The organism is Nannocystis exedens, assembly GCF_002343915.1.
GTDB classification, from domain to species: Bacteria; Myxococcota_A; Polyangia; order Nannocystales; family Nannocystaceae; genus Nannocystis; species Nannocystis exedens.
In genome coordinates this window covers 9,337,593-9,356,781 of record NZ_NETK01000001.1, presented here as the reverse complement: position 1 = coordinate 9,356,781, position 19,189 = coordinate 9,337,593, and the positions used below count along the sequence as shown (strand labels likewise).

At 72.3% G+C, this 19,189-nt stretch carries 17 protein-coding genes; 9 read left to right on the top strand and 8 right to left on the bottom strand.

The genetic code is table 11. The features are described from left to right. Nucleotides 1-447: 447 nt before the first annotated feature. Together NAEX_RS51310 and NAEX_RS51305 are read left to right on the top strand one after the other, a co-directional pair. Entirely contained in the window at nucleotides 448-873 is a 426-nt protein-coding gene (locus tag NAEX_RS51310; protein ID WP_170136306.1) for a hypothetical protein, read from the top strand. Nucleotides 874-935: 62 nt separating this feature from the next. Then, entirely contained in the window at nucleotides 936-3,221 is a 2,286-nt protein-coding gene (locus tag NAEX_RS51305) for a neutral/alkaline ceramidase (protein WP_170136305.1), read from the top strand. 62 nt (nucleotides 3,222-3,283) lie between these two features. Here NAEX_RS51305 and NAEX_RS36570 read toward each other — a convergent pair whose 3' ends face one another. After that, complete coding sequence (locus tag NAEX_RS36570) at nucleotides 3,284-3,607, bottom strand: putative quinol monooxygenase (RefSeq protein ID WP_096332105.1); 324 nt, start codon at nucleotides 3,605-3,607, stop codon at nucleotides 3,284-3,286. 53 nt (nucleotides 3,608-3,660) lie between these two features. Further along, complete coding sequence (locus tag NAEX_RS36565) at nucleotides 3,661-4,566, bottom strand: DMT family transporter (protein ID WP_143140750.1); 906 nt, start codon at nucleotides 4,564-4,566, stop codon at nucleotides 3,661-3,663. A gap of 154 nt (nucleotides 4,567-4,720) precedes the next feature. Here NAEX_RS36565 and NAEX_RS36560 point away from each other — a divergent pair, with 154 nt between their 5' ends. Further along, the gene (locus NAEX_RS36560; RefSeq protein WP_096332103.1) at nucleotides 4,721-5,233 is read left to right on the top strand and encodes a GNAT family N-acetyltransferase; all 513 of its coding nucleotides are present in this window, start codon (nucleotides 4,721-4,723) and stop codon (nucleotides 5,231-5,233) included. Then, a complete protein-coding gene (locus NAEX_RS36555) occupies nucleotides 5,233-6,129 on the top strand; it encodes a class I SAM-dependent methyltransferase (protein WP_096333845.1) in 897 nt (298 codons plus the stop codon). The genes NAEX_RS36560 and NAEX_RS36555 overlap by 1 nt, the downstream gene beginning before the upstream one ends. Nucleotides 6,130-6,262: 133 nt before the next feature. On the opposite strand, the gene clpA is transcribed toward NAEX_RS36555, so the two are convergent. Both clpA and clpS read right to left on the bottom strand, forming a co-directional pair. After that, nucleotides 6,263-8,641, bottom strand: coding sequence for an ATP-dependent Clp protease ATP-binding subunit ClpA (gene clpA / locus NAEX_RS36550; protein ID WP_096332102.1), 2,379 nt, complete (start codon nucleotides 8,639-8,641; stop codon nucleotides 6,263-6,265). Beyond that, the gene (gene clpS / locus NAEX_RS36545; protein ID WP_096333844.1) at nucleotides 8,628-8,972 is read right to left on the bottom strand and encodes an ATP-dependent Clp protease adapter ClpS; all 345 of its coding nucleotides are present in this window, start codon (nucleotides 8,970-8,972) and stop codon (nucleotides 8,628-8,630) included. The genes clpA and clpS overlap by 14 nt, the downstream gene beginning before the upstream one ends. Nucleotides 8,973-9,034: 62 nt before the next feature. Between clpS and NAEX_RS36540 the strand changes: the two genes are divergently transcribed. Next, nucleotides 9,035-10,243, top strand: a complete 1,209-nt coding sequence (locus NAEX_RS36540) for a GNAT family N-acetyltransferase (protein ID WP_420814140.1) — start codon at nucleotides 9,035-9,037, stop codon at nucleotides 10,241-10,243. 102 nt (nucleotides 10,244-10,345) lie between these two features. Here the strand turns inward: NAEX_RS36540 and NAEX_RS36535 are convergent, their stop codons facing one another. The 3 genes from NAEX_RS36535 to NAEX_RS36530 form a co-directional block, all read right to left on the bottom strand. Continuing rightward, the gene (locus tag NAEX_RS36535) at nucleotides 10,346-10,930 is read right to left on the bottom strand and encodes a peptide chain release factor-like protein (RefSeq protein ID WP_170136303.1); all 585 of its coding nucleotides are present in this window, start codon (nucleotides 10,928-10,930) and stop codon (nucleotides 10,346-10,348) included. Nucleotides 10,931-10,937: 7 nt separating this feature from the next. After that, nucleotides 10,938-11,183 carry a hypothetical protein gene (locus tag NAEX_RS48830; RefSeq protein ID WP_143140749.1) on the bottom strand — a complete coding sequence of 82 codons (246 nt, stop codon included), beginning with the start codon at nucleotides 11,181-11,183 and terminating at the stop codon, nucleotides 10,938-10,940. Between the two features lie 115 nt (nucleotides 11,184-11,298). Beyond that, entirely contained in the window at nucleotides 11,299-12,843 is a 1,545-nt protein-coding gene (locus NAEX_RS36530) for a hypothetical protein (protein WP_143140748.1), read from the bottom strand. A 486-nt stretch (nucleotides 12,844-13,329) separates the two neighbouring features. On the opposite strand from NAEX_RS36530, the gene NAEX_RS36520 reads away from it, so the two are divergent. The 4 genes from NAEX_RS36520 to NAEX_RS36505 all read left to right on the top strand — a co-directional run bounded on the left by NAEX_RS36520 (nucleotide 13,330) and on the right by NAEX_RS36505 (nucleotide 18,882). Next, complete coding sequence (locus tag NAEX_RS36520; protein ID WP_096332097.1) at nucleotides 13,330-13,797, top strand: hemerythrin domain-containing protein; 468 nt, start codon at nucleotides 13,330-13,332, stop codon at nucleotides 13,795-13,797. 15 nt (nucleotides 13,798-13,812) lie between these two features. Next, nucleotides 13,813-15,942 (top strand): prolyl oligopeptidase family serine peptidase, encoded by a 2,130-nt coding sequence (locus tag NAEX_RS36515; RefSeq protein WP_096332096.1) that lies wholly within the window; start codon nucleotides 13,813-13,815, stop codon nucleotides 15,940-15,942. Between the two features lie 77 nt (nucleotides 15,943-16,019). Further along, entirely contained in the window at nucleotides 16,020-17,351 is a 1,332-nt protein-coding gene (locus tag NAEX_RS36510) for an FG-GAP-like repeat-containing protein (protein WP_096332095.1), read from the top strand. Nucleotides 17,352-17,532: 181 nt separating this feature from the next. Then, on the top strand, nucleotides 17,533-18,882 hold the full coding sequence (locus NAEX_RS36505) for a ferritin-like domain-containing protein (RefSeq protein WP_096332094.1): 1,350 nt from the start codon (nucleotides 17,533-17,535) through the stop codon (nucleotides 18,880-18,882). Nucleotides 18,883-18,918: 36 nt separating this feature from the next. Here NAEX_RS36505 and NAEX_RS51300 read toward each other — a convergent pair whose 3' ends face one another. Beyond that, a complete protein-coding gene (locus tag NAEX_RS51300) occupies nucleotides 18,919-19,077 on the bottom strand; it encodes a hypothetical protein (protein ID WP_170136302.1) in 159 nt (52 codons plus the stop codon). Nucleotides 19,078-19,189 lie beyond the last annotated feature (112 nt).

Below are 19,189 nucleotides of genomic sequence, written 5' to 3'. Positions count from 1 at the left end.
AGCCGAGACCAGGCGATCGTGCGGCGGCGCGCACCGCTCGTCACCCCGAGCCCTCGAAGCGCGCGCTCGAGCTCGTACCAGTCCCACGCGGACCGAGCCCACGTGTCATTTACCCATATGTCCCTCAGGACATGTCCATAAGACAACCCTCGTGTGACACCCAAAGGCTCGGCCGCATCAGCAGACCTCGGCCGCCCCGCCGCGAGCTCGGGCATGGCCTCAGCGTCGCCTGCGCAACGCAACCTCTCTCGACGGCTGCGCTGGAGCGAACGCCCCGACGGGCCCACGCCGGGACCGCCTCATGCCCCCAGCGCGAGCCCGCGCCCTCGCGGACAAGCCCCCGCGTGACCCGTGCGGAGCGCAGATTGTTCGCATCGGCGCGAGCGCCCAGCGATCGCCGTCGCGGGCGCGCGCGCCACCTCCCGCGTACAATGTGGGCAGTCGGACATGGCGATCACGCTCGACCTCTCGCACGTGCCGCTCGCGCTCACCCGTTTCGACGGCGACCAGAGCCTGGACGAGGTCGAGCAGTACATCGAGCACATGAGCGAGATCCACGCCCGGCGGCAGCCCTACGTGGGCATCGTCTGGATGCGCCGCTACGCCCGCAACACCGCGCACAACGAGCGGATCGGCCGGTGGATCAAAGATACCGAGGAGTCGACTCGCCGGTACTGCCTCGGCGTCGCCATGATCAGCCAGTCGACCGGCTTTCGCTTCGCTCTGGCGGCGATCTTCCTGATCCGGCCGATGCCGTGTCCTTACCTGGTCTGCGGGACATGGTCGGAGGCGATCGCCTACGCGCGGGCGCAGGCCGGCCGGGGCGGCATCCAGCTGCCCGAGCTCGCCAGCCCGTGGCCCGAGCTGGCCTGAGGTCGGGCGAGGCCGCGGGACCTCACTCCGCACGGCGGTGCGCGCGCTGTACCATGCCGAGAATGCGTCGTCCTGCCCTCGCCTTGCCCGCCCTCCTCGCGCTCGCCGCCTGCGGCGACGACACCGGCACCTCCACCGCGGCATCGGCCACCGACACCAGCACCTCGACCGCCGGGCCGACCACCTCTTCGACTGTCTCTTCGGACAGCCAGAGCGACACCGCGGCCCCGCCGACCACCGGCGGCGGCAGCGACAGCGACAGCGCCTCGACGGGCACCACCGCCTCGCCCACCGGCGGCGACACCACCACCGGCGGCGAGGTCACGTGCGACCAGTCGCCGCACTATCGCGTGGGCACGGCGATCCGCGACATCACCGGCCCGTCCGCCGAGCTGGTGATGATGGGCTACTCGATGCCGGAGCAGAAGGCCGAGGGCATCAGCACGCGGCTGTGGGCGCGCGCCTTCGTCGTCGAGCACCCGTGCAGCGGCACCCGGATCGCCTTCGTCAGCGCCGACCTCGGCCAGGTGTTCCAGAGCGTCCACCTCGAGGTCGTCAAGCGGCTCAAGGAGAAGCTCGGCGCCGACCGCTACGACTTCGACAACATCGCCCTCTCGGCCACGCACACTCACTCGGGCCTCGGCGGCTTCTCCCACTACACCATGTTCAACCTGGCCGTCGGCGGCTACGACCCCGACAACTTCGAGGTCATCGTCGCCGGCATCGTCGACGCGATCGTCGCCGCCGACGCCGGCCTCGATCACGGCGTCGTCAAGATCGCCCAGGGCCCGCTGCAGGACGCCAACTGGAACCGCAGCCCGCAGGCCTACGCCGAGAACCCCGACCCCGAGCGGGCCGCCCACGAGGCGGAGATGATGCGCGACACCAACACGGCGATGACCGTGCTGCGATTCGAGCGCACCGGCGAGGGCGAGCTCGACGGCCAGCCGATCGGCATGCTCACCTGGTTCTCGAGCCACGCCACCAGCGTCTCGAACCAGAACCGCCTCGTCAGCGGCGACCACAAGGGCCTCGCCTCCTACCTCATGGAGAAGCACTTCGGCGCCGACTACACCGCGCCGGACCCGTTCGTCGCCGGCTTCGCGCAGAGCGACGCCGGCGACGTCTCGCCGAGCGAGGTCGTCGTCGGCGAGCCGAAGAACACCGTCGTGCGCCCGTGCGACGACGACCCCGACCCCGACTGCGACGACCTCGAGAACGCCGTCGTCCACGGCACCTGGCAGTACGAGCGCGCGCTCGAGCTGTTCGACGAGGCCAGCGAGCACCTGCGCGGACCGGCCGCCGGGCGGCTCGCCTTCGTCGACATGGAGAACGTCACCGTCGGCCCCGAGTTCACCGGCGAGGACGAGCACACCACCTGCCACGCCGCGATCGGCTTCTCGATCGCCGCCGGCGCCGAGGACGGCGTCGCCGTCGCCTTCATCGAGGAGGGCATCGTCTACGGCGACCTGCCCAAGGTCACGCTCGTGCCCGAGGACCAGGCGTGTCACGAGGAGAAGACGATTTTGCTGCCGGTCGGGCGCATGCTCCCGTATCCCTGGTCACCGACGATCTTGCCGGCGCAGGTGCTGCGCCTCGGCGGCCTCGCCATCATCCCGGCCCCGTTCGAGATCACCACGATCTCCGGCCGGCGCCTGCGCAGCTCCGTCCTGGCCGCGCTCGCCGGCACCGGCGTCACGCGGGCCGTGATCGCCGGCCTGTCGAACGGCTACTCCAGCTACGTCACCACCCGCGAGGAGTACGCCATCCAGCACTACGAGGGCGCGTTCACGCAGTTCGGCCCGTGGACCCTCGCCGCCTGGCAGCAGGAGTTCTCCGCGGTCGCCGAGGCGCTGCGCGACGGCGTCGTCGCGCCGCACAAGGCGACCCCGCTCGACCTCAGCGACGACCAGATCGTCAACGTCCCCGGCGTCGTCGCCGACTCGCCGTGCGCCCTCCTCGACGCCGTCCTGTGCCCGTTCGAGAAGTTCGGCGACGTCGTCGCCGCCCCGCCGGCGAGCGCGGGCCCCGGCGAGCTCGTCAAGGTGACCTTCCGCGGCGCGCACCCCCGCAACAACCTCCGCACCGGCACCGGCTACCTCGAGATCCAGCGCGACGACGGCGGCACCTGGACGACCGTCGCGCACGACTGGGACCCCGAGACGCGGTTCCGCTGGCGGCGCACCGGCGGCCCGCTGAGCCCGACCTCCGAGGTCGACGTCGAGTGGAAGATCCCCGAAGACGTCGTCCCCGGCACCTACCGCGTCGTCTACCACGGCGACGCCAAGTCGCTGCTCGGCGCCTTCACGCCGATCTCGGGCACCTCGCCGACCTTCACGGTGCAGTGAGGCGTTTCGGGACATGTCCCTGGCGACATGTCCCGCGCGGCCTTCCCTTCAGGGCATGCCCTTCAAGCCAGGTCGACCGGGTGGAAGTGCGAGAACGGGCGGCCGAGCTCGGGCAGCTCCGCCGGCGCGATCCACTGGCACACGGCCTCGAACTGCTGCCACAGCTGCTTCACCACCGGGTTCTCGTGGGCGCGGCGGACCGCGTCCTCCGAGGCCCACTCGAACACCTCGAGGATCGAGCCGTCGTTTGCCCGCATCACGATCGGCTCGCGGTCGGTGGCGAGGTCCTGGGCGCGCAGCGCGGGCACGTGGCCGCGCACCAGCTCGAGCAGCTCCTCGGCGCGCCCGGGGAGGGGACGGTAGCAGGCGATGACGATGACTCCCATTTCAGAGCCGTAGCGCCCAAGCGGAGCGCGGTCAAGGCCGCGAGGGCGTGAGCCTAACGCGGTGGCGAGCGCGACACGCTGGCCGCGTAGATCGCCGCCAGCGACAGCGCCGTGCCGGCGGCCTCGACCGCGCCGAACGGCTCGGCGAACACGAGCACGCCCCACAGCGTCGCGAGCACCGGCTGCAGGAGAAGCAACAACGAGCCGCTCGCGGCCGGCACGTGCGGCATGCCGCGCGAGATGAGCGCCCACCCGCCCACGTGCGCGCCGATCCCGAGCAGCAGCAGCAGCCCGAAGTCGCCGGCGCTCGCCACCGCCAGCGACTCGCCCGTCGCCAGCGCCGCCAGCACCAGCAGCGCCGCCGCCGTCGCGCTCGACACCAGCAGCGCCGCCGCGACGCCGAGCGGCCGCTCCCCCCGCTGAGCTGTCCGCAAGGACAGGTAATAGCCGGCGTAGAACACCCCGGTCAGCAGGCCCAGCAGCACGCCCTGCAGGTGGACCGGGCTGCGCTCGATGCCCGGCAGCGCCAGCATCACCGTGCCGACCAGGGCCAGCAGCGCGCACACCCCGAGCCGCCGCGTCAGCCGCTCGCCGAGCAGCAGCGCCGAGAACAGCGCGACCCAGAACACCTGCGTGTTGGCCAGCAGCGTCGCCAGACCTGTCCCCGAGTACAGGATGCTCTTGTGCCACACGAACAGGTCGCCGGCGAAGCAGGCGCCCGCCAGGGCCGCCCACGCGACGGCCGAGCCGCGGCGCTTCACCTGCCTGTTCGGACCTGTCCATAAGGCCAGCCCCGCGATCGGCAGCAGGGCGGCCGCCCCCAGCCCGCAGCGGTAGGCGCCGATCGCCGCCGGGCCGAGCGCGATCCACTTGACGAACAGCGCCGTCACGCTGATCACGGCCGCGCCGAGGGCGACCAGCAGCAAAGGCGCGCGCGGGGGGGAGAAGTCGGCCGTCACCGGAGTCAACCGTATCGCCGAGGTCCACCCGCGGCGTCGCGGGCGCAGGGACGGCGCGCGTCCGCGTCGGCGCGGGCGACACTAGCCCGCCGCCCGGATGGGCACAAGGCGGCTAGGCACCGCGGCGAGGGTGGCGTAAGGTCAAAAGCTGCCGATGCTCGTCCTCAGCCCCGCCACCGCCCACGACCTGCCCGCGCTGCAGGAGATCGAGCGCTCGGCGACCGACCTCTATTACGAGGCCGGCTTCTCGCCGGCGGCGATCCTCCCCCGCGGCGACGCCGACATGCGCGCCCTGCTCGGCCAGACCACCACGTTGCTGGCGCGCGACGGCGACGACGCGATCGGCTACGTCAGCTACTACCCGCGCGGCCCCTACATGCACCTCGAGGAGATCGCCGTCCGCCGCGACCGCCAGCGCCGCGGCAGCGGGCGCCTGCTCGCCGACCAGGTGCTCGCGGCCGCCCGCGACGACCCGCAGTGCAGCCACCTGTCGCTGGTGGCGTTCTGCCGCGCCGGCTGGGCCCTCCGCCTGTACGACCGCCTCGGCTTCCGCCCCCTCGCCGCCCTGCCCGGCCCCCTGCCCCACGCCGAGCTGCTGGCCGAGCTGCTGCCGGACCCCGGCGCGGGCGAGCCGCGCCAGGTCATGGTAATGCCGATCGCACCGTGATCCGCCGCGACCTCCACCAGCAGAATCGCCTCGCCTGGGACGCCGCCACCCCCGCGCACAGCAGCCACAAGCGCGACGAGGCCGGCTTCCTCCGCGCCGGCGGCACCACCCTGTTCGACGACGAGGTCCACCTGCTCCTCGGTACAGGTCCTGAGGGGCATGTCCTCGAGGACATTCGCCAGTCGGGCGCCCGCCCGCTCGCCGGCCTGCGCCTGCTGCACGCCCCGTGCAACGCCGGCCAGGACACGCTCTCGCTGGCCCAGCTCGGCGCCGAGGTCACCGGCGTCGACATCAGCCCGACGGCGATCGCCGCCGCCCAGACGCTCGCCGAGGCCGCCGGGATCGCCGCGAGCTTCGCCGTCGCCGACCTCTACGACTGGTTGCCGGCGCAGGAGCCCGGCTTCGACCTGGTGTTCATGTCGTACGGCGCGCTGATCTGGATGTCCGACCTCGACGCGCTGTTCGCCGCGGTCGCGCGGGTGCTGAAGCCCGGCGGCCGCTTCGTCGGCCTCGAGTTCCACCCGCTGGCGCAGATGTACGACGAGCAGGGCCGCCTCGCCTATCCCTACGGCGGCGGCGCCCACGTCGTCGGCGCGACCGGCGTCGGCGACTACGTGGCGGACTCCGGCGCCGCGCTGGCGCCGTCGGGCTTCGTCGAGGGCCGGGTCGGCTTCACCAACCCGCACGCCACCCACGAGTTCTCGTGGGGCGTCGCCGACATCCTCGGCGCCCAGCTGCGGGCCGGCCTCGCGCTCGAGGTGGTGCGCGAGTACACCTACGCCAACGGTTGCAAGATCTGGCCCGACCTGGTCGAACAGCCAGGTCGGCGCTACGCCCCCGCCGGCGGCCCCGTCCCGCCGCTCATGCTCGGCTGGTCGTCGCGCCGGCCCGAGTGACGGCGCGCCGGGCTGCGCGCCGACCCGCCCGCGCGCACCCGTCCTTTCGATCAGGCAGCGACGGCCGCCGACGGCGCAGACGAAGGAGCGCACCTGGCCGAAGGGCCAGGTGCGCTCCTGCGTCCCACGCGCCTCAGTTGAGCAGCGCCTCGGGCTTGGCCGGCGTCGGCGGCGTCTCCGGCTCGGGCGGGTCGAAGCGGAACGCCAGCTTGTCGTCCGCGCCGACGTCGACGGTCACGTGGCCGCCGTGCTCGAGCTTGCCGAACAGCAGCTCGTCGACCAGCTTCGCCTTGATCTCCTCGTCGAGGAGGCGGGCCATCGGCCGCGCGCCGTAGAGCTTGTCGTAGCCCTTGCGCGCGACCCACGCGCGGGCCGCCTCGGCGAAGCTGAACGTGACCTTGCGGTCGGCGAGCTGCAGCTGCAGCTCGCGCAGCATCTTGTCGGCGACCTGCAGGATGACCTCCGGCGGCAGCGACTTGAACACGACGATGCGGTCGAGCCGGTTGCGGAACTCGGGGCTGAAGGTGCGCTCGAGCGCCGCCTTGGGGTCGCCGACCTTGGTGTCCTCGCGCTCGGCGAAGCCGACCTGGCGGGTCGTCATGTCGGTCGCGCCGGCGTTGCTCGTCATGATGAGGATGACGTTGCGGAAGTCGGTCTTGCGGCCGTTGTTGTCGGTCAGCGTCGCGTGGTCCATCACCTGCAGCAGGATGGCGAACAGGTCCGGGTGGGCCTTCTCGATCTCGTCGAGGATCACCACGCTGTGCGGGTTCTTGCTGACCGCGTCGGTGAGCAGCCCGCCCTGGTCGAAGCCGACGTAGCCGGGCGGCGCGCCGATCAGGCGGCTGACGCTGTGCTTCTCCATGTACTCGCTCATGTCGAAGCGCAGCAGCGGGACCGCCAGCTGGGCCGCGAGCTGCTTGGCGAGCTCGGTCTTGCCGACGCCGGTGGGCCCGGCGAACAGGAAGCTGCCGATCGGCTTGTCGACGCGGCCGAGGCCGGCGCGCGAGCGCTTGATCGCGGCGGTGACGGTGGCCACCGCCTCGTCTTGCCCGAAGACCAGGTTGCGCAGGCCGGCCTCGAGCGTCTGCAGCACCTCGCGGTCGGAGGTCGACACCGACTTGGGGGGGATCCGCGCCATCCGGGCGATGACCGCCTCGACGTCGCTGGCGCCGACCGCGATCTTCGGCGGCGACGGGGCGGGGCGGCCCGGGTTGAACGTGACCTGCAGCGCCTTCGCCGACGGCGGCGGCGGCGGCGGCGCGCCGAGGCGCACCGCGGCGCCGGTCTCGTCCATCACGTCGATCGCCGAGTCGGGCAGGTGGCGGTCGCGCAGGTACTTGTGCGCCAGGCGGGCGCACAGGTCGAGCGCCTCGTCGCTGTAGGACACCGCGTGGTGCTCCTCGTACGCCGGGCGGAGGCCCTTGAGGATGTCGATCGTGTCCTCGACGCTCGGCTCCAGGATCTCGACCTTCTGGAACCGCCGCGCCAGCGCCGCGTCGCGCTCGAACGACTGCTTGAAGTCCTTGTAGGTGGTCGCGCCGATGCAGCGCAGCTCGCCCGACGCCAGCGCCGGCTTGAGCATGTTGCTGGCGTCCATCGTCCCGCCGGACGTCGCGCCGGCGCCGACGATCGTGTGGATCTCGTCGATGAAGAGGATCGCGCCGGGGTCCTTCTGCAGGGCGGCAATCACCGCCTTGAGGCGCTCCTCGAACTGGCCGCGGAACTTGGTGCCGGCGAGGACGGCGCCCATGTCGAGCGCGTACAGCTTGGCCCCGAGCAGCGCGGCCGGCACCTTGCCCTCGTGGACGCGCAGCGCCAGGCCCTCGACCACCGCCGTCTTGCCGACGCCGGGCTCGCCGACCAGCACCGGGTTGTTCTTGCGCCGGCGGCACAGCACCTGGACCACGCGCTGGATCTCCTGCGTGCGGCCGATCAGCAGCTCGATCTTCCCCGCCGCCGCCTTGGCGCTGAGGTCGACGCAGTAGGCGCCGAGCGGGTCGCCCGCCACGCGCTCGTCGTCGTCCTCCTCGCCGCCGACCGGGTTCGGCGCCGGGCGGCCCTGCGGGGCGCGCTCGCTGCTGCCCTTGCCGATCCCGTGCGACAGGAACAGGGTCGCGTCGCGGCGGGTGACGCCGTGCTCGCGCAGGACGTAGGCGGCGAAGCTCTCGCTCTCGGCGAAGATGGCGATCAGGAGGTTGGCGCCGGTGACCTCGGTGCGGCCGGAGCCCTGCACATGGAGGATCGCGCGCTGCAGGACGCGGCCGACGCCGATGGTCTGGTGGACCGTCGCCTCGGCCTCGTCGGGCAGGCGCTCGACGTTCTGCTCGATGAAGCCCTCGAGCTCGCCGCGCATCTTGTCGACGTCGGCGCTACAGGCCTGGAGCACCTTGCGGGCGCTGGCGTCGTCGAGCAGCGCGAGCAGCAGGTGCTCGAGCGTGATGTACTCGTGGCGCCGCCGCTGGGTGTCGGCGATCGCGTGGTTTATCGTCTGCTTGAGTTCATTGCTCAGCATCGGGGTCTTCCTCGGGCTCCATCGACGCCATCAAGGGGCACTCTTGCTGGCGCGCGAGCATGTGTACCTGGGCGACCTTCGTCTCGGCGATCTCGTGGGTGTAGACGCCGGCGACGCCGATGCCGTGGTTATGCACGTGCAGCATGATCGCCGTCGCTTCGGCTTCGCCCTTGTGGAACACGGTCTGTAACAGGCGGACGACGAACTCCATGGGGGTGTAGTCGTCGTTGTGGAGCAGGACGCGATACATCCGTGGGCGCTGCGTCTTGCGCTCCGTGCGACTCTTCAGCGCAACACTGCCCTTGGGGCTGGCTTTCTCACGGCTGGACATGCTGCTGGCACTCTAGTGTAGCCCTCGCGGCGGGGCTTTCCACCCCGCCCGCAGGCGGACCTGTGCTAGCGTACACGAGTCACGTGCCGGATCTGACGACCCGCAGCGTCACAAGCCTGGCGAGCGTCGACGCCGCGTCTTGGGACGCGCTCGCTCACGAGGGCTGCCCCTTTCTAAAGCATGGGTTTTTGCGGGCGCTCGAGTTGTCGGGGTCGATCGGCGACGAGGCGGGTTGGCGGCCGGTGTACGTGCTGGTGGAGCAGCGCGGCGCCGGTGGCGCAGGGTCGGCCCCGCGCCTGGTCGGTGCGGCGCCCACGTACGTCAAGCGCCACAGCTACGGCGAGTTCATCTTCGACTGGGCCTGGGCGCGGGCGGCCGTGCAGGGCGGCCTGCGCTACTACCCCAAGCTGGTGATCGCCGCGCCGATGACCCCGGCCACCGGTCCCCGCATGCTGATCGCCCCCGACGTCGCGCGCGACGAGATCGTGCGCCGCCTCGTCGCCGGCGTGCGCGACGTCGCGGAGGCCGAGCGCTGCTGGTCGATCCACTGGCTGTTCACCACGGCCCGCGAGCACGACGAGCTGGCCGCGCACGGCTTCATGCGCCGCGCCAGCTACCAGTATCACTGGCACAACGAGGGCTACGCCGACTTCGACGCCTTCCTCGCCACCTTGACCTCGCGCCGGCGCAAACAGCTCCGCAAGGAGCGCGCCCGGGCCCGCGAGGGCATCGACGACCTGGAGTGGGTCCGCGGCCCCGACCTCGGCCCCGCCGACCTCGCCGACATCGACCGCTACTACCGCAGCACCGTGCGCGCCTACGGCGGCCTCGACTACCTTCAGACAGGTTTTTTCGAGCATGTCCACAAGGCCATGCCGGAGCAGATGCTGTGGGCCCGCGCCCGCCGCGGCGGCCGGACCATCGCCGGCACCCTCTACTTCGAGACCGACGAGGCGCTGTTCGGCCGCTACTGGGGCTGCGACGAGAACGTGCCGTTCCTCCACTTCGAGGCCGCCTACTACGCGGCGATCGAGCGCTGCATCGCCCGCAAGACCGCGCGCTTCGAGGCCGGCGCGCAGGGCGAACACAAGCTGCTGCGGGGCTTCGCGCCGTCCCGCACCTACAGCAACCACTGGTTCCGCCACCCCGGCCTCGCCTCCGCGGTCGACCGCTACCTCGCCGAGGAGACGATCGCCGCCCACGAGCAGATGCGCGAGCTCGAGGACTACCTGCCCTACCGCGAAGGCTCGTCCGACCCCGAGACCGAGTGAGCCGCGCCCCGCGCGTGACGCCTGCGAGCCCCCGCGCGAGCCCGGTCCGCGAGCGCTGCCCGGCGCGCGCGCCGATCGGGTCGGCGCGCGCCCGCTCGACGGTTACGCGCCGCGCGACGACGCGTTCGGGTCGAGGTCCTCGAGGTGGCCGCGCACGAACCGGCGGTACGTCATCCGCGTGCCGCGCCGGTGGTCGACGACGACGTCGCCCTGGACCTGGATCGTCCGGATCTTGTCGCCGCGCATGCCGCTACCGGCCTGAGCCTTGCGCGCGGCGCAGCGGTCCGCCCGCGCCGCCTCGCGCCGCTCGGCCGATAGCCGCGCGCGCAGCAGCTCGAGCGCGGTCTCACGGTTGATGCTCTGGCTGCGACCGCCGTCGACGCGCACGTGGTGGCCGCTCGGCTTGTGGCGCAGGTGCACCGCCGTCGCCGTCTTGTTGCGGTGCTGCCCGCCCTTGCCGCTGCCGCGGCAGAAGTCCTCCTCGAGGTCCTCCGGGCGGATCTCCACCTCCACCGCCGACGCCGGCTCGAGCACCACCACCGTCACCGTGCTCGAGTGGACCCGGCCGCGCTTCTCGGTCGGCGGCACCCGCTGCCAGCGGTGACCGCCCGCCTCGCCGGCGAACCACCGCGGCGCCGCGGCGCCGGTCGCCTTGAAACAGAGGAACCCCGGGCGCGCGTCGATCACTTCCAGGTCAAAGGTGCTCCCGCACCGCCAGCTTCTGGTACACCGCGAACTGCTCGTGCACGAGCAACTTGGCGTCGTCACCGCCCTCGGCGGCTCTGATCTCGATGATGAGCGTGGTCTTCATGGCTGCCTGTCCGGCCGCGCCGTCGCGAACGCAGCGCGCCACCCGGGCCGGCGCGGCCTCGATCGGGTCGACCGTGCGAGGTCGAAGATCGGCTGCACCCGGATGGCGCGAAGGACAGGTGATGTTCAAGCGCGACCGACGAGCACGCCGCCGCGCACCCGGAGGGCGCGGACGGAGCGCGGGCGGACCTGGTCGCGCATGACGGGCAGACCATACTCGCGGGCGGCCGGCGAGGCAAGCCGCGCTAGCCGGGATCGATGGGCGCGCACTTGAACTCGACCTCGATCTCGGCCTCCTTGTCGTTCTGGACCGCGAGGCAGGTCTCGGGGCACAGCACGACCTTGCCGTCGTCGAGGTAGAACGACTTCGGCGCGCACCAGCCGGCGCCTTCGACCTGCTGGAACACCTCCGGCTCGACCGCGTCCATCGGCGTGAACTTGACCAGGATCGAGTCCTCGTCGAGCTCCTTGCCCTCGGGCGGCGGCGGGATGGCGAAGTCGCACGCGATGGTCGCGTCGGCGATCACCCCGCCGGCGAGCGCCTGGAACAGCGCGTCGTAGGAGGTCGTGTCGCACAGCGGGAAGCGCAGCGCACCGGTGGCCACCGACAGGCTCTGGTGGCCGATCCCGCCGTTGACCCCGCTCGGGCACTTGGTGGTCACGATCGGGTCCTCCGCCGCATAGGGCTGGTCGGGCGGGTCGTTGAACGACATCCCGACGATGCTGTAATAGCTGTAGTTGCGGGTCTCGGGCGTCGGTCCGAAGTGCAGCGGCGACAGCTCGCGCAGCTTGGCGTCGAACTTCTCGGCCGCGTTGGCCCCGCCGGCGATCGTGTTGTTGTCGTTGTAGTGATCGTTGCCGTGCGAGCAGACCACCCGGTCGTCCGACACCTCGATCACGATCTTGAACGCCTCCGGGCGCAGCCACGCCTGCCAGCCCTTCGGGGCGAACTTGAACAGGTCTTGCTGCACCCCGTTGAACGTGTCGAGCATGCGGCACCACGAGTCGGTGCTGTCGATCTCCACGCTGTAATGATAGAACTTGCCCGGGTTGTTGATCGGCTGGCTCGGCGGGTTGGTGCAGCCGCCCTTGGGGATGCCGGACAGCGGCGCCTCGATGCACACCTGCGTCGAGGTGTACTTGCCGTAGCGCGAGAGGAGGATGACGCGGTAGTCGAGCCCGCTCTCGCCGATGATCTCGGCGAAGTTCTCGTTGATGTTGTCCTGCACGCCCTTGATCTCGGCCGCCATGCTGCCCGAGTTGTCGATCACGATGATGATGTCGACCGGGCGCGGCACCAGCACCGGCTCCGCCGACTGCGTCCCGCACGCCGACGGCGCGATCTGGCAGGTCTCCGAGCAGCCGCTCTCGGGCCCGTTGAGCCAGCCGAAGTCGCACTCCTCGCCGGGGCCGGGCAGCCCGTCGCCGCACACCTCGAGCACGCAGCCCGCGCCGCAGCCGATCCCGAGCCCGTTGTTGTCGCCCTCGTCGCACGCCTCACCCGGGTCGACGTGACCGTCGCCGCAGAACGGCGCCGCCGACTCCGTCGTGCTCGAGGTTCCGGTCTCGCTTCCGGTCGTGCCGGGCTCGACGGTCTCGCTGTCCGAATCGTCGCCCTCCGACGCCGTCCCGGTCCCGGTCGACTGCGATGATTCCATCCCCGTCGTCGTCGTCGTCGACGCCGGCGGTGATTGGCTCGTCTCGGTCGCGACGCCGAAGCCGCTGTCGCTCGCCGACACCTCGGCGCGGTCGCCGTTGCACGCCGCGAGGAGCGCGACGGTCGTCCCCACTTCGAACATTCTACGCATTCGCATACGAGGCCCCCTCCCGCGGCCGTACGAACATCCCGTTCGTCGGCGCGGCCATTCGCGCGGACAGCCGCGCGATCAGAAGGTGGGTCGAGGTCGGCTCGCGCGCCATCAAGAACCCGTCAGCATCCGCGCCCGCCTCGGCGCGATCGTTCGCCCGCGAACCTCCGCTGTGACGCGAGTGCACCGCGTTCCGCGGCCGAACCCGACGCACCGTCGAGGCGCACGAGCGACCCGCCGCTGTGACGGTCACCACCGGAGATCGGAGCGCAGGCCGGCATCAACGCCGCATTGACGACATTCCCGATCGGACATGCCCGCAAAGACATGCGCCGCGACGGCGACGACTGCGCCGGCGCGGCCCGGGGCGGTCCGGCCGCCGCTGCCCGGCCGCGCAGCTCCGCGCCAGGCGGCGCTGCGACCTCGCCCCGCTGGTGCGCGCCGCGATCGCCCGCATAACCACTTGAGATGTCCGAGCCGACGATCTGGGACCTCCTCGAGCGCGACCACGAAGCCCTCGGCGCGCTGCTCGCCGACATCCAGGCGGCCCCGGAAGCCGCGGCGCGCGGGCTGTTGCCGCGGTTCGTGTGCGAGTTGACCGCCCACGCGCGGGCCAAGGGGTCCGTCCTCTACGGCCACCTCTTGCACGACGAGCGGGCCCGGGCCCAGGTCGTCGAGGGCCTCGAGGAGCTCGAGCGGATCCGGGCCGCGCACGCGGACCTCGAGCTGCTGCCGGCCGGCGACGAGAAGTGGTCCGTCCGGCTCGCCGCGCTGGCCGACGCCGTCCGGACCCACTTCCGGGTCGAGAAGACCGAGCTGCTGGCGCTCGCCCGGCAGGCGCTGAGCGAGGTCCAGGCCACCGAGCTGGGAGCGCGCTACCTCGCCGAGCGCGCGCGGATCAAGGGCGACCTCTCCTGTTTCGCCGACTCGCGCTGATGTTATCGTCGGCGCATGGCCAGGAGCTCCCTGTTCGCCGTCACCGTCGCCCTCCTCGGCGCCTGCACTGACTCCGCATCGGCGCCCGCGCTCCCCGGCGTGCGCGAGACCTGCGACGATCCCCCGCCGGCCACGCGCCGCCAGGACCTCGTCGAGACGATCCACGACACCCCCGTCGCCGACCCGTACCGCTGGCTCGAGGTCGAGGGCGATCCGGAGGTGAAGGCGTGGATGACCGCGCAGGACGACTACGCGCGCGAGCGGCTGCAGGCGCTGCCGCGGCGCGACGCCATCGCCGCGCGGCTCGGCGAGCTGCTCGACATCGACGCCATGTCCGCGCCCTATCACCGCGGCGGCATTTACTTCTACACCCGCCGGCACAAGGGCGTGCAGAAGCCGATCTACTACCTCCGCCGCGGCGAGCACGGCCGCGAGGAGGTGCTGCTCGACCCGAACAAGCTCAGCCCCGACGGCAGCGTCGCGGTCCACGGCATCTTCCCCGACTTCGCCGGGCGCCTGGTCGCCTACAAGCTCAGCCGCAACAACGCCGACGCCTCGACGCTCTACCTGCGCGACCTCGCGAGCGGCCACGACCTGCCCGACGTCATCGAGGGCGCCCGCTACGCCTCGCCGGCGTGGACCCCCGACGGCAGCGGCTTCTACTACGTGTGGCTGCCGACCGACCCGAGCATCCCGCCGTCCGAGCTGCCCGGCCACGCCGAGGTCCGGTTCCACCGCGTCGGCGAACCTGCCGCGAAGGACAGCATCGTCGCGCCCGCCACCGGCGACCCCTCGCGGTTCGTCGGCGTCGGCCTGTCGCGCGACGGGCGGTGGCTGTTCCTCCACCATCAACACGGCTGGACCAGCAGCGACGTCTACCTGCGCGACCTCCACGCCGGCGACACCGCGTGGAAGCCGCTCGTCGTCGGCCGGCGCGCCATCTACGACGTCACCGCCTGGCGCGACCGCTTCTACGTCCACACCAACGACGGCGCCCCGCGCTACCGCGTGTTCGAGGTCGACCCGAGGAACCCCGCGCGCGAGGACTGGAAGCTGCTCGTGCCCGAGACCGACGCCACCCTCGAGGGCCTGCAGGTCGTCGGCGAGCGGCTCGTGCTCGCCTACTTGCGGGACGCTCACAGCGCCGTCGTCGTGCGCGGGCTCGACGGCAGCTTCGTCCGCGAGCTGCCGCTCCCCGGCCTCGGCAGCGCCGGCGGCCTCGTCGGCAACCCCGACGAGGATCGGGCCTACTTCAGCTTCTCGTCCTTCACCGAGCCGAGCCAGATCTTCGAGACCTCGATCGCCACCGGCGCCACGCGGCTGTGGCAGCGCATCGATCTCCCGGTCGACACCAGCCGCTTCGTCGTCGAGCAGGTCCGCTACCCCTCGAAGGACGGCACCCCGATCTCCATGTTCGTCGTGCGGCGTCGCGACCTCCCGCTGTCGGCCGACGCCCCCGCCCTCCTCACCGGCTACGGCGGCTTCTCCGTCAGCATGACCCCCGCGTTCTCGGCTCGCGCCGTCGTCTGGCTCGAGCACGGCGGCGTGTTCGCCGTGCCCAACCTGCGCGGCGGCGGCGAGTACGGCGAGGACTGGCACCGCGCCGGCATGCGCGAGCACAAGCAGAACGTGTTCGACGACTTCGCCGCGGCCGCCCGGGCGCTCGTCGAACGCGGGTACACCCGGCACGAGCGCCTGGCCATCATGGGCGGCAGCAACGGCGGACTCCTCGTCGGCGCCACCATGGTCCAGCACCCCGAGCTGGCGCGTGCGGCCGCCTGCGCGGTGCCCCTGCTCGACATGGTCAGGTACACCCAATTCGGCGCCGGCAAGACGTGGATCCCCGAATACGGCGACCCCGAAGATCCGCGCGATTTCGCCTACATCTATCCGTACTCGCCATATCATCATGTGACGGCGGGAACGCGATACCCCGCGATGCTGATGCTCGCCGCCGACAGCGACGATCGCGTGGACCCCATGCACGCACGCAAGTTCACCGCCCAGATCCAGCACGCCAGCAAGCGCCCGGCGTGGCTGCGCATCGAGTCGAACGCCGGTCACGGCGGCGCCGACCTGCTGCACCAGACCATCGCCCGCGAGGCCGACACGCTGGCCTTCCTCCTGCATCACGTCGCCCCCTGAGATCGCAGACTGCGGGCAATCCCGCGCTCCGCGGCCTCGCGTGGACGAGCGCGAGGCCGCTGACATAACCTGCGATCATGGTCGACTGTCGGATCGCGGGCCTGCTCGCGCTCGTCGCCGGCGCGAGCGCGTGCTTCGTGCCGAACCCGCTGTTCTTGGCCGGCGACAGCGACGACGCGACCTCGGGCGCGAGCCTCGACCCCGCGACCACCGGCGACCACGGCACCAGCACGAGTCCTCCGGCCAGCAGCGGCCCCATCGACACCGGCGGATCGCCGGGCACCACCGACGACGGCCCTGTCTGCGGCAACGGCGAGCAAGAGCTCGGCGAGCAGTGCGACGACGGCAACCAGATCGCCGGCGACGACTGCGAGGCCAACTGCCGCCGGCTGTTCCGGCCGTGGGACAAGCCCGTCGACGGCAGCGAGGGCGCCACCGCGTTCGCCGTCGGCGACCTCGACGGCGACGGCGACGACGACCTCGCGCTCGGCTTCGGGACCTGCTCGATGGGTCCGGCCTGCGTCCGCGTCTGGCACAACCAGGGCGACGCCGAATTCGTCGAGGGCACGCCCCTGCCGATCGCCGAGGCGCCCGCGCGCCTGTTCGTCGCCGACTGGGACCACGACCAGATCCCCGACCTCCTCGCCGCCCACGCCGGCGGCTTCGTCAGCCTCGCGCTGCTCGGCTCGCTCGAGCCGCCGCTCGAGATCCCCCAGCTCGGCGACCTGGCCGCCGCGATCGTCGCGCCCATCGACGGCGACGACCTGCCCGACCTCGTCATCCCCGACGAGGCCAACCAGCGGATCTACTACCTCCTCGCCAACGGCTTCGGCTTCACCCAGCCCAACACGGTCAACCCCGGCTATCCGCCGCGCCACGTCGCCGCCGCCGACGTCGACGCCGACGATGAGGTCGACCTCCTCTACTCGATCAACCTCGGCCCGACGACCGGCTTCTCCGTCAAGCTCGGCTTCGAGGGCGCCGACCTCGGCCCGTTCACCAGCAACGCCAGCCACGCCGGCGCCATCGCCCTCGGCGAGTTCGGCGCCCCGCCCTGGCCCAACGTCGTCTACAGCGACCCGATCGGCAACACCCTGCAGGTGTTCGACAACAAGGGCGGCGGCCAGTTCGAGAAGTCGAGCGACACCATCGACGCCGAGCCCGGCATGCTGCGACTCCTGGGCGCGCGCATCAACACCGACGACGTCGACAACATCGTCGCCCTCGCCCCCGCGGCCCTGCAGATCTTCACCTACAGCGACGGCAAGATCGTCTCCGGCCCCTCGCGCAACTTCGCCGGCACCGGCATCGACGTGCAGGTCGGCCAGCTCGGCGGCGACGGCCGCGTCGACCTCGCCGTCCTGACCACCGCCGGCGTCTACACCCTCATCAATCAAGCCGGCGAGTGAGCGAGCGGCGGCGGCCTCGCCCACGGCGACGGCTCCGACCTCGGCTCCGACGCGCGAGGGAGCCGGTCCGCCGCCCGCGCCGCGATCGGCCCGCGTGACACCGGACATCGCCGACCCCTGTTCCTGAGCCGCTCGAGTCGCGTCGATCACCGCGCCGCGGCCGCGATCCAGAGCGACCGCCATGCCCGCGTCCCTGTTCGCGCTCCGCCGCCGTCTGCTCGTCGCGCTCGGCCTCGGCGCCTCCGCCAGTTGCAGCAGCCCCTCGACCGCGACCGACCTGCCGGATCGCGCGCGCGAGCTCGCGGTCGCCTCCGTCCGCGGGGTCTGCGATCCCTCGTTCACCTTCGACGCCTGCTCGCCCGAGGACCTCGCCAGCCCGCTGAGCGAGCCGCGCTGTCAGGTCGACGCCGACTGCGACGAGGGCGCCTACGGTCGCTGCGTGGCCCACGACACCGGCTTCGGCTCGAGCTGTGCCTGCGACTACAGCTGCCGCACCGACGCCGACTGCCGCAGCGACGAGGCCTGCGTCTGCGACCACGCCTTCGCCGACGACCACTCGCGCTGCGTCCCCGCCCTCTGCCGCGTCGACGCCGACTGCCCCGAAGGCGGCTGCGTGTTCTCCTCGTGGTTCGACGGCTGCAGGCTCGAGTCCTTCCTCGCCTGCCGCAGCCCTGCCGACACCTGCCGGCGCGACGGCGACTGCGACGTCGACCAGACCTGCGCCTACGACCCCGACGTCGGCCACTGGCGCTGCCGCGCCGAGGCCTGCGCCATCGGCCGCCCGCTCGTCGTCGCCGGCGCCGCCCGCACGGCCCCGGCCGTCGCGCGCGCCGACTGGCTGACCGACATCGACCTCCCCGACGACCTCCCCTCCGCCGTGCAAGCCGCGATCGCCGGTCACTGGGCCGCCGTCGCCGCGCTCGAGCACGCCTCGGTCGCCAGCTTCTCCGCCTTCACCCTCGACCTGATGGCGCTCGGCGCCCCGCCCGAGCTGCTCGCCGAGGCCCAGCGCGCCGCGCTCGACGAGATCGAGCACGCCCGGGTCGCCTGGTCGCTCGCCAGCCTTTGGTCCGGCCGTCCGCTCGGCCCCGGCCCGCTCGCGCTCGACGGCTTTCCCTCGGGACATGTCCTCGAGGACATCGTCGAGGCCCTCGTGCGCGACGGCTGCGTCGGCGAGACGCTCGGCGCCGCCGAGGCCCAGCTGTGCGCCGAGCTCGCGGCCCACCCGGTCCTCGCCGCGCGGCTCGCCGACATCGCCGCCGACGAGACCCGCCACGCCGCGTTCGCCTGGCGCACCCTCCGCTGGTTGCTCGCCGGCCACGGCCCCGCCGTCCGCCTCGTCGCCCTCGCCACCGTCGCCGAGCTGCGCGCCGAGCTCGCCGCCGACCTCCCGCCCGATGATGCGCACCCTGCCGCCCCGGGCTGGGGGCTCCTGCGGCCCAGGACCCGCCGCGCGCACCACCGCGAGGCCTTCGCCGCCGTCATCGACCCCGTCCTCCGCACCCTCCTCGGCCCGACCGCCCTCGCCTGAGGGTACCCAGGACATGTCCCCAGGGACATCTCGTGATCAGCCGCGACCGGCCCACCTGACCTGTCCCTGCGGACAGCTCAGGTCTGCCGCCGGCGCCGCCCGGGCGAGCACCAACAGCCCGAGCGGCGCCCCGCCGAGCAGCCCCTCGCCGGGCGCGAGGTCGCAGCGCCCGCAGCCGGCGCGCGACTGCGGCACGACCAGCGCCGGCGTCTGCGGCTCGCCGCTCGACCCGTCGCCCCCCGTAACACACCCGGGTCGAACGTCTCCTCCACGCTGGCGGTCGCCGCCGCGGCCACGCGCACCAGCC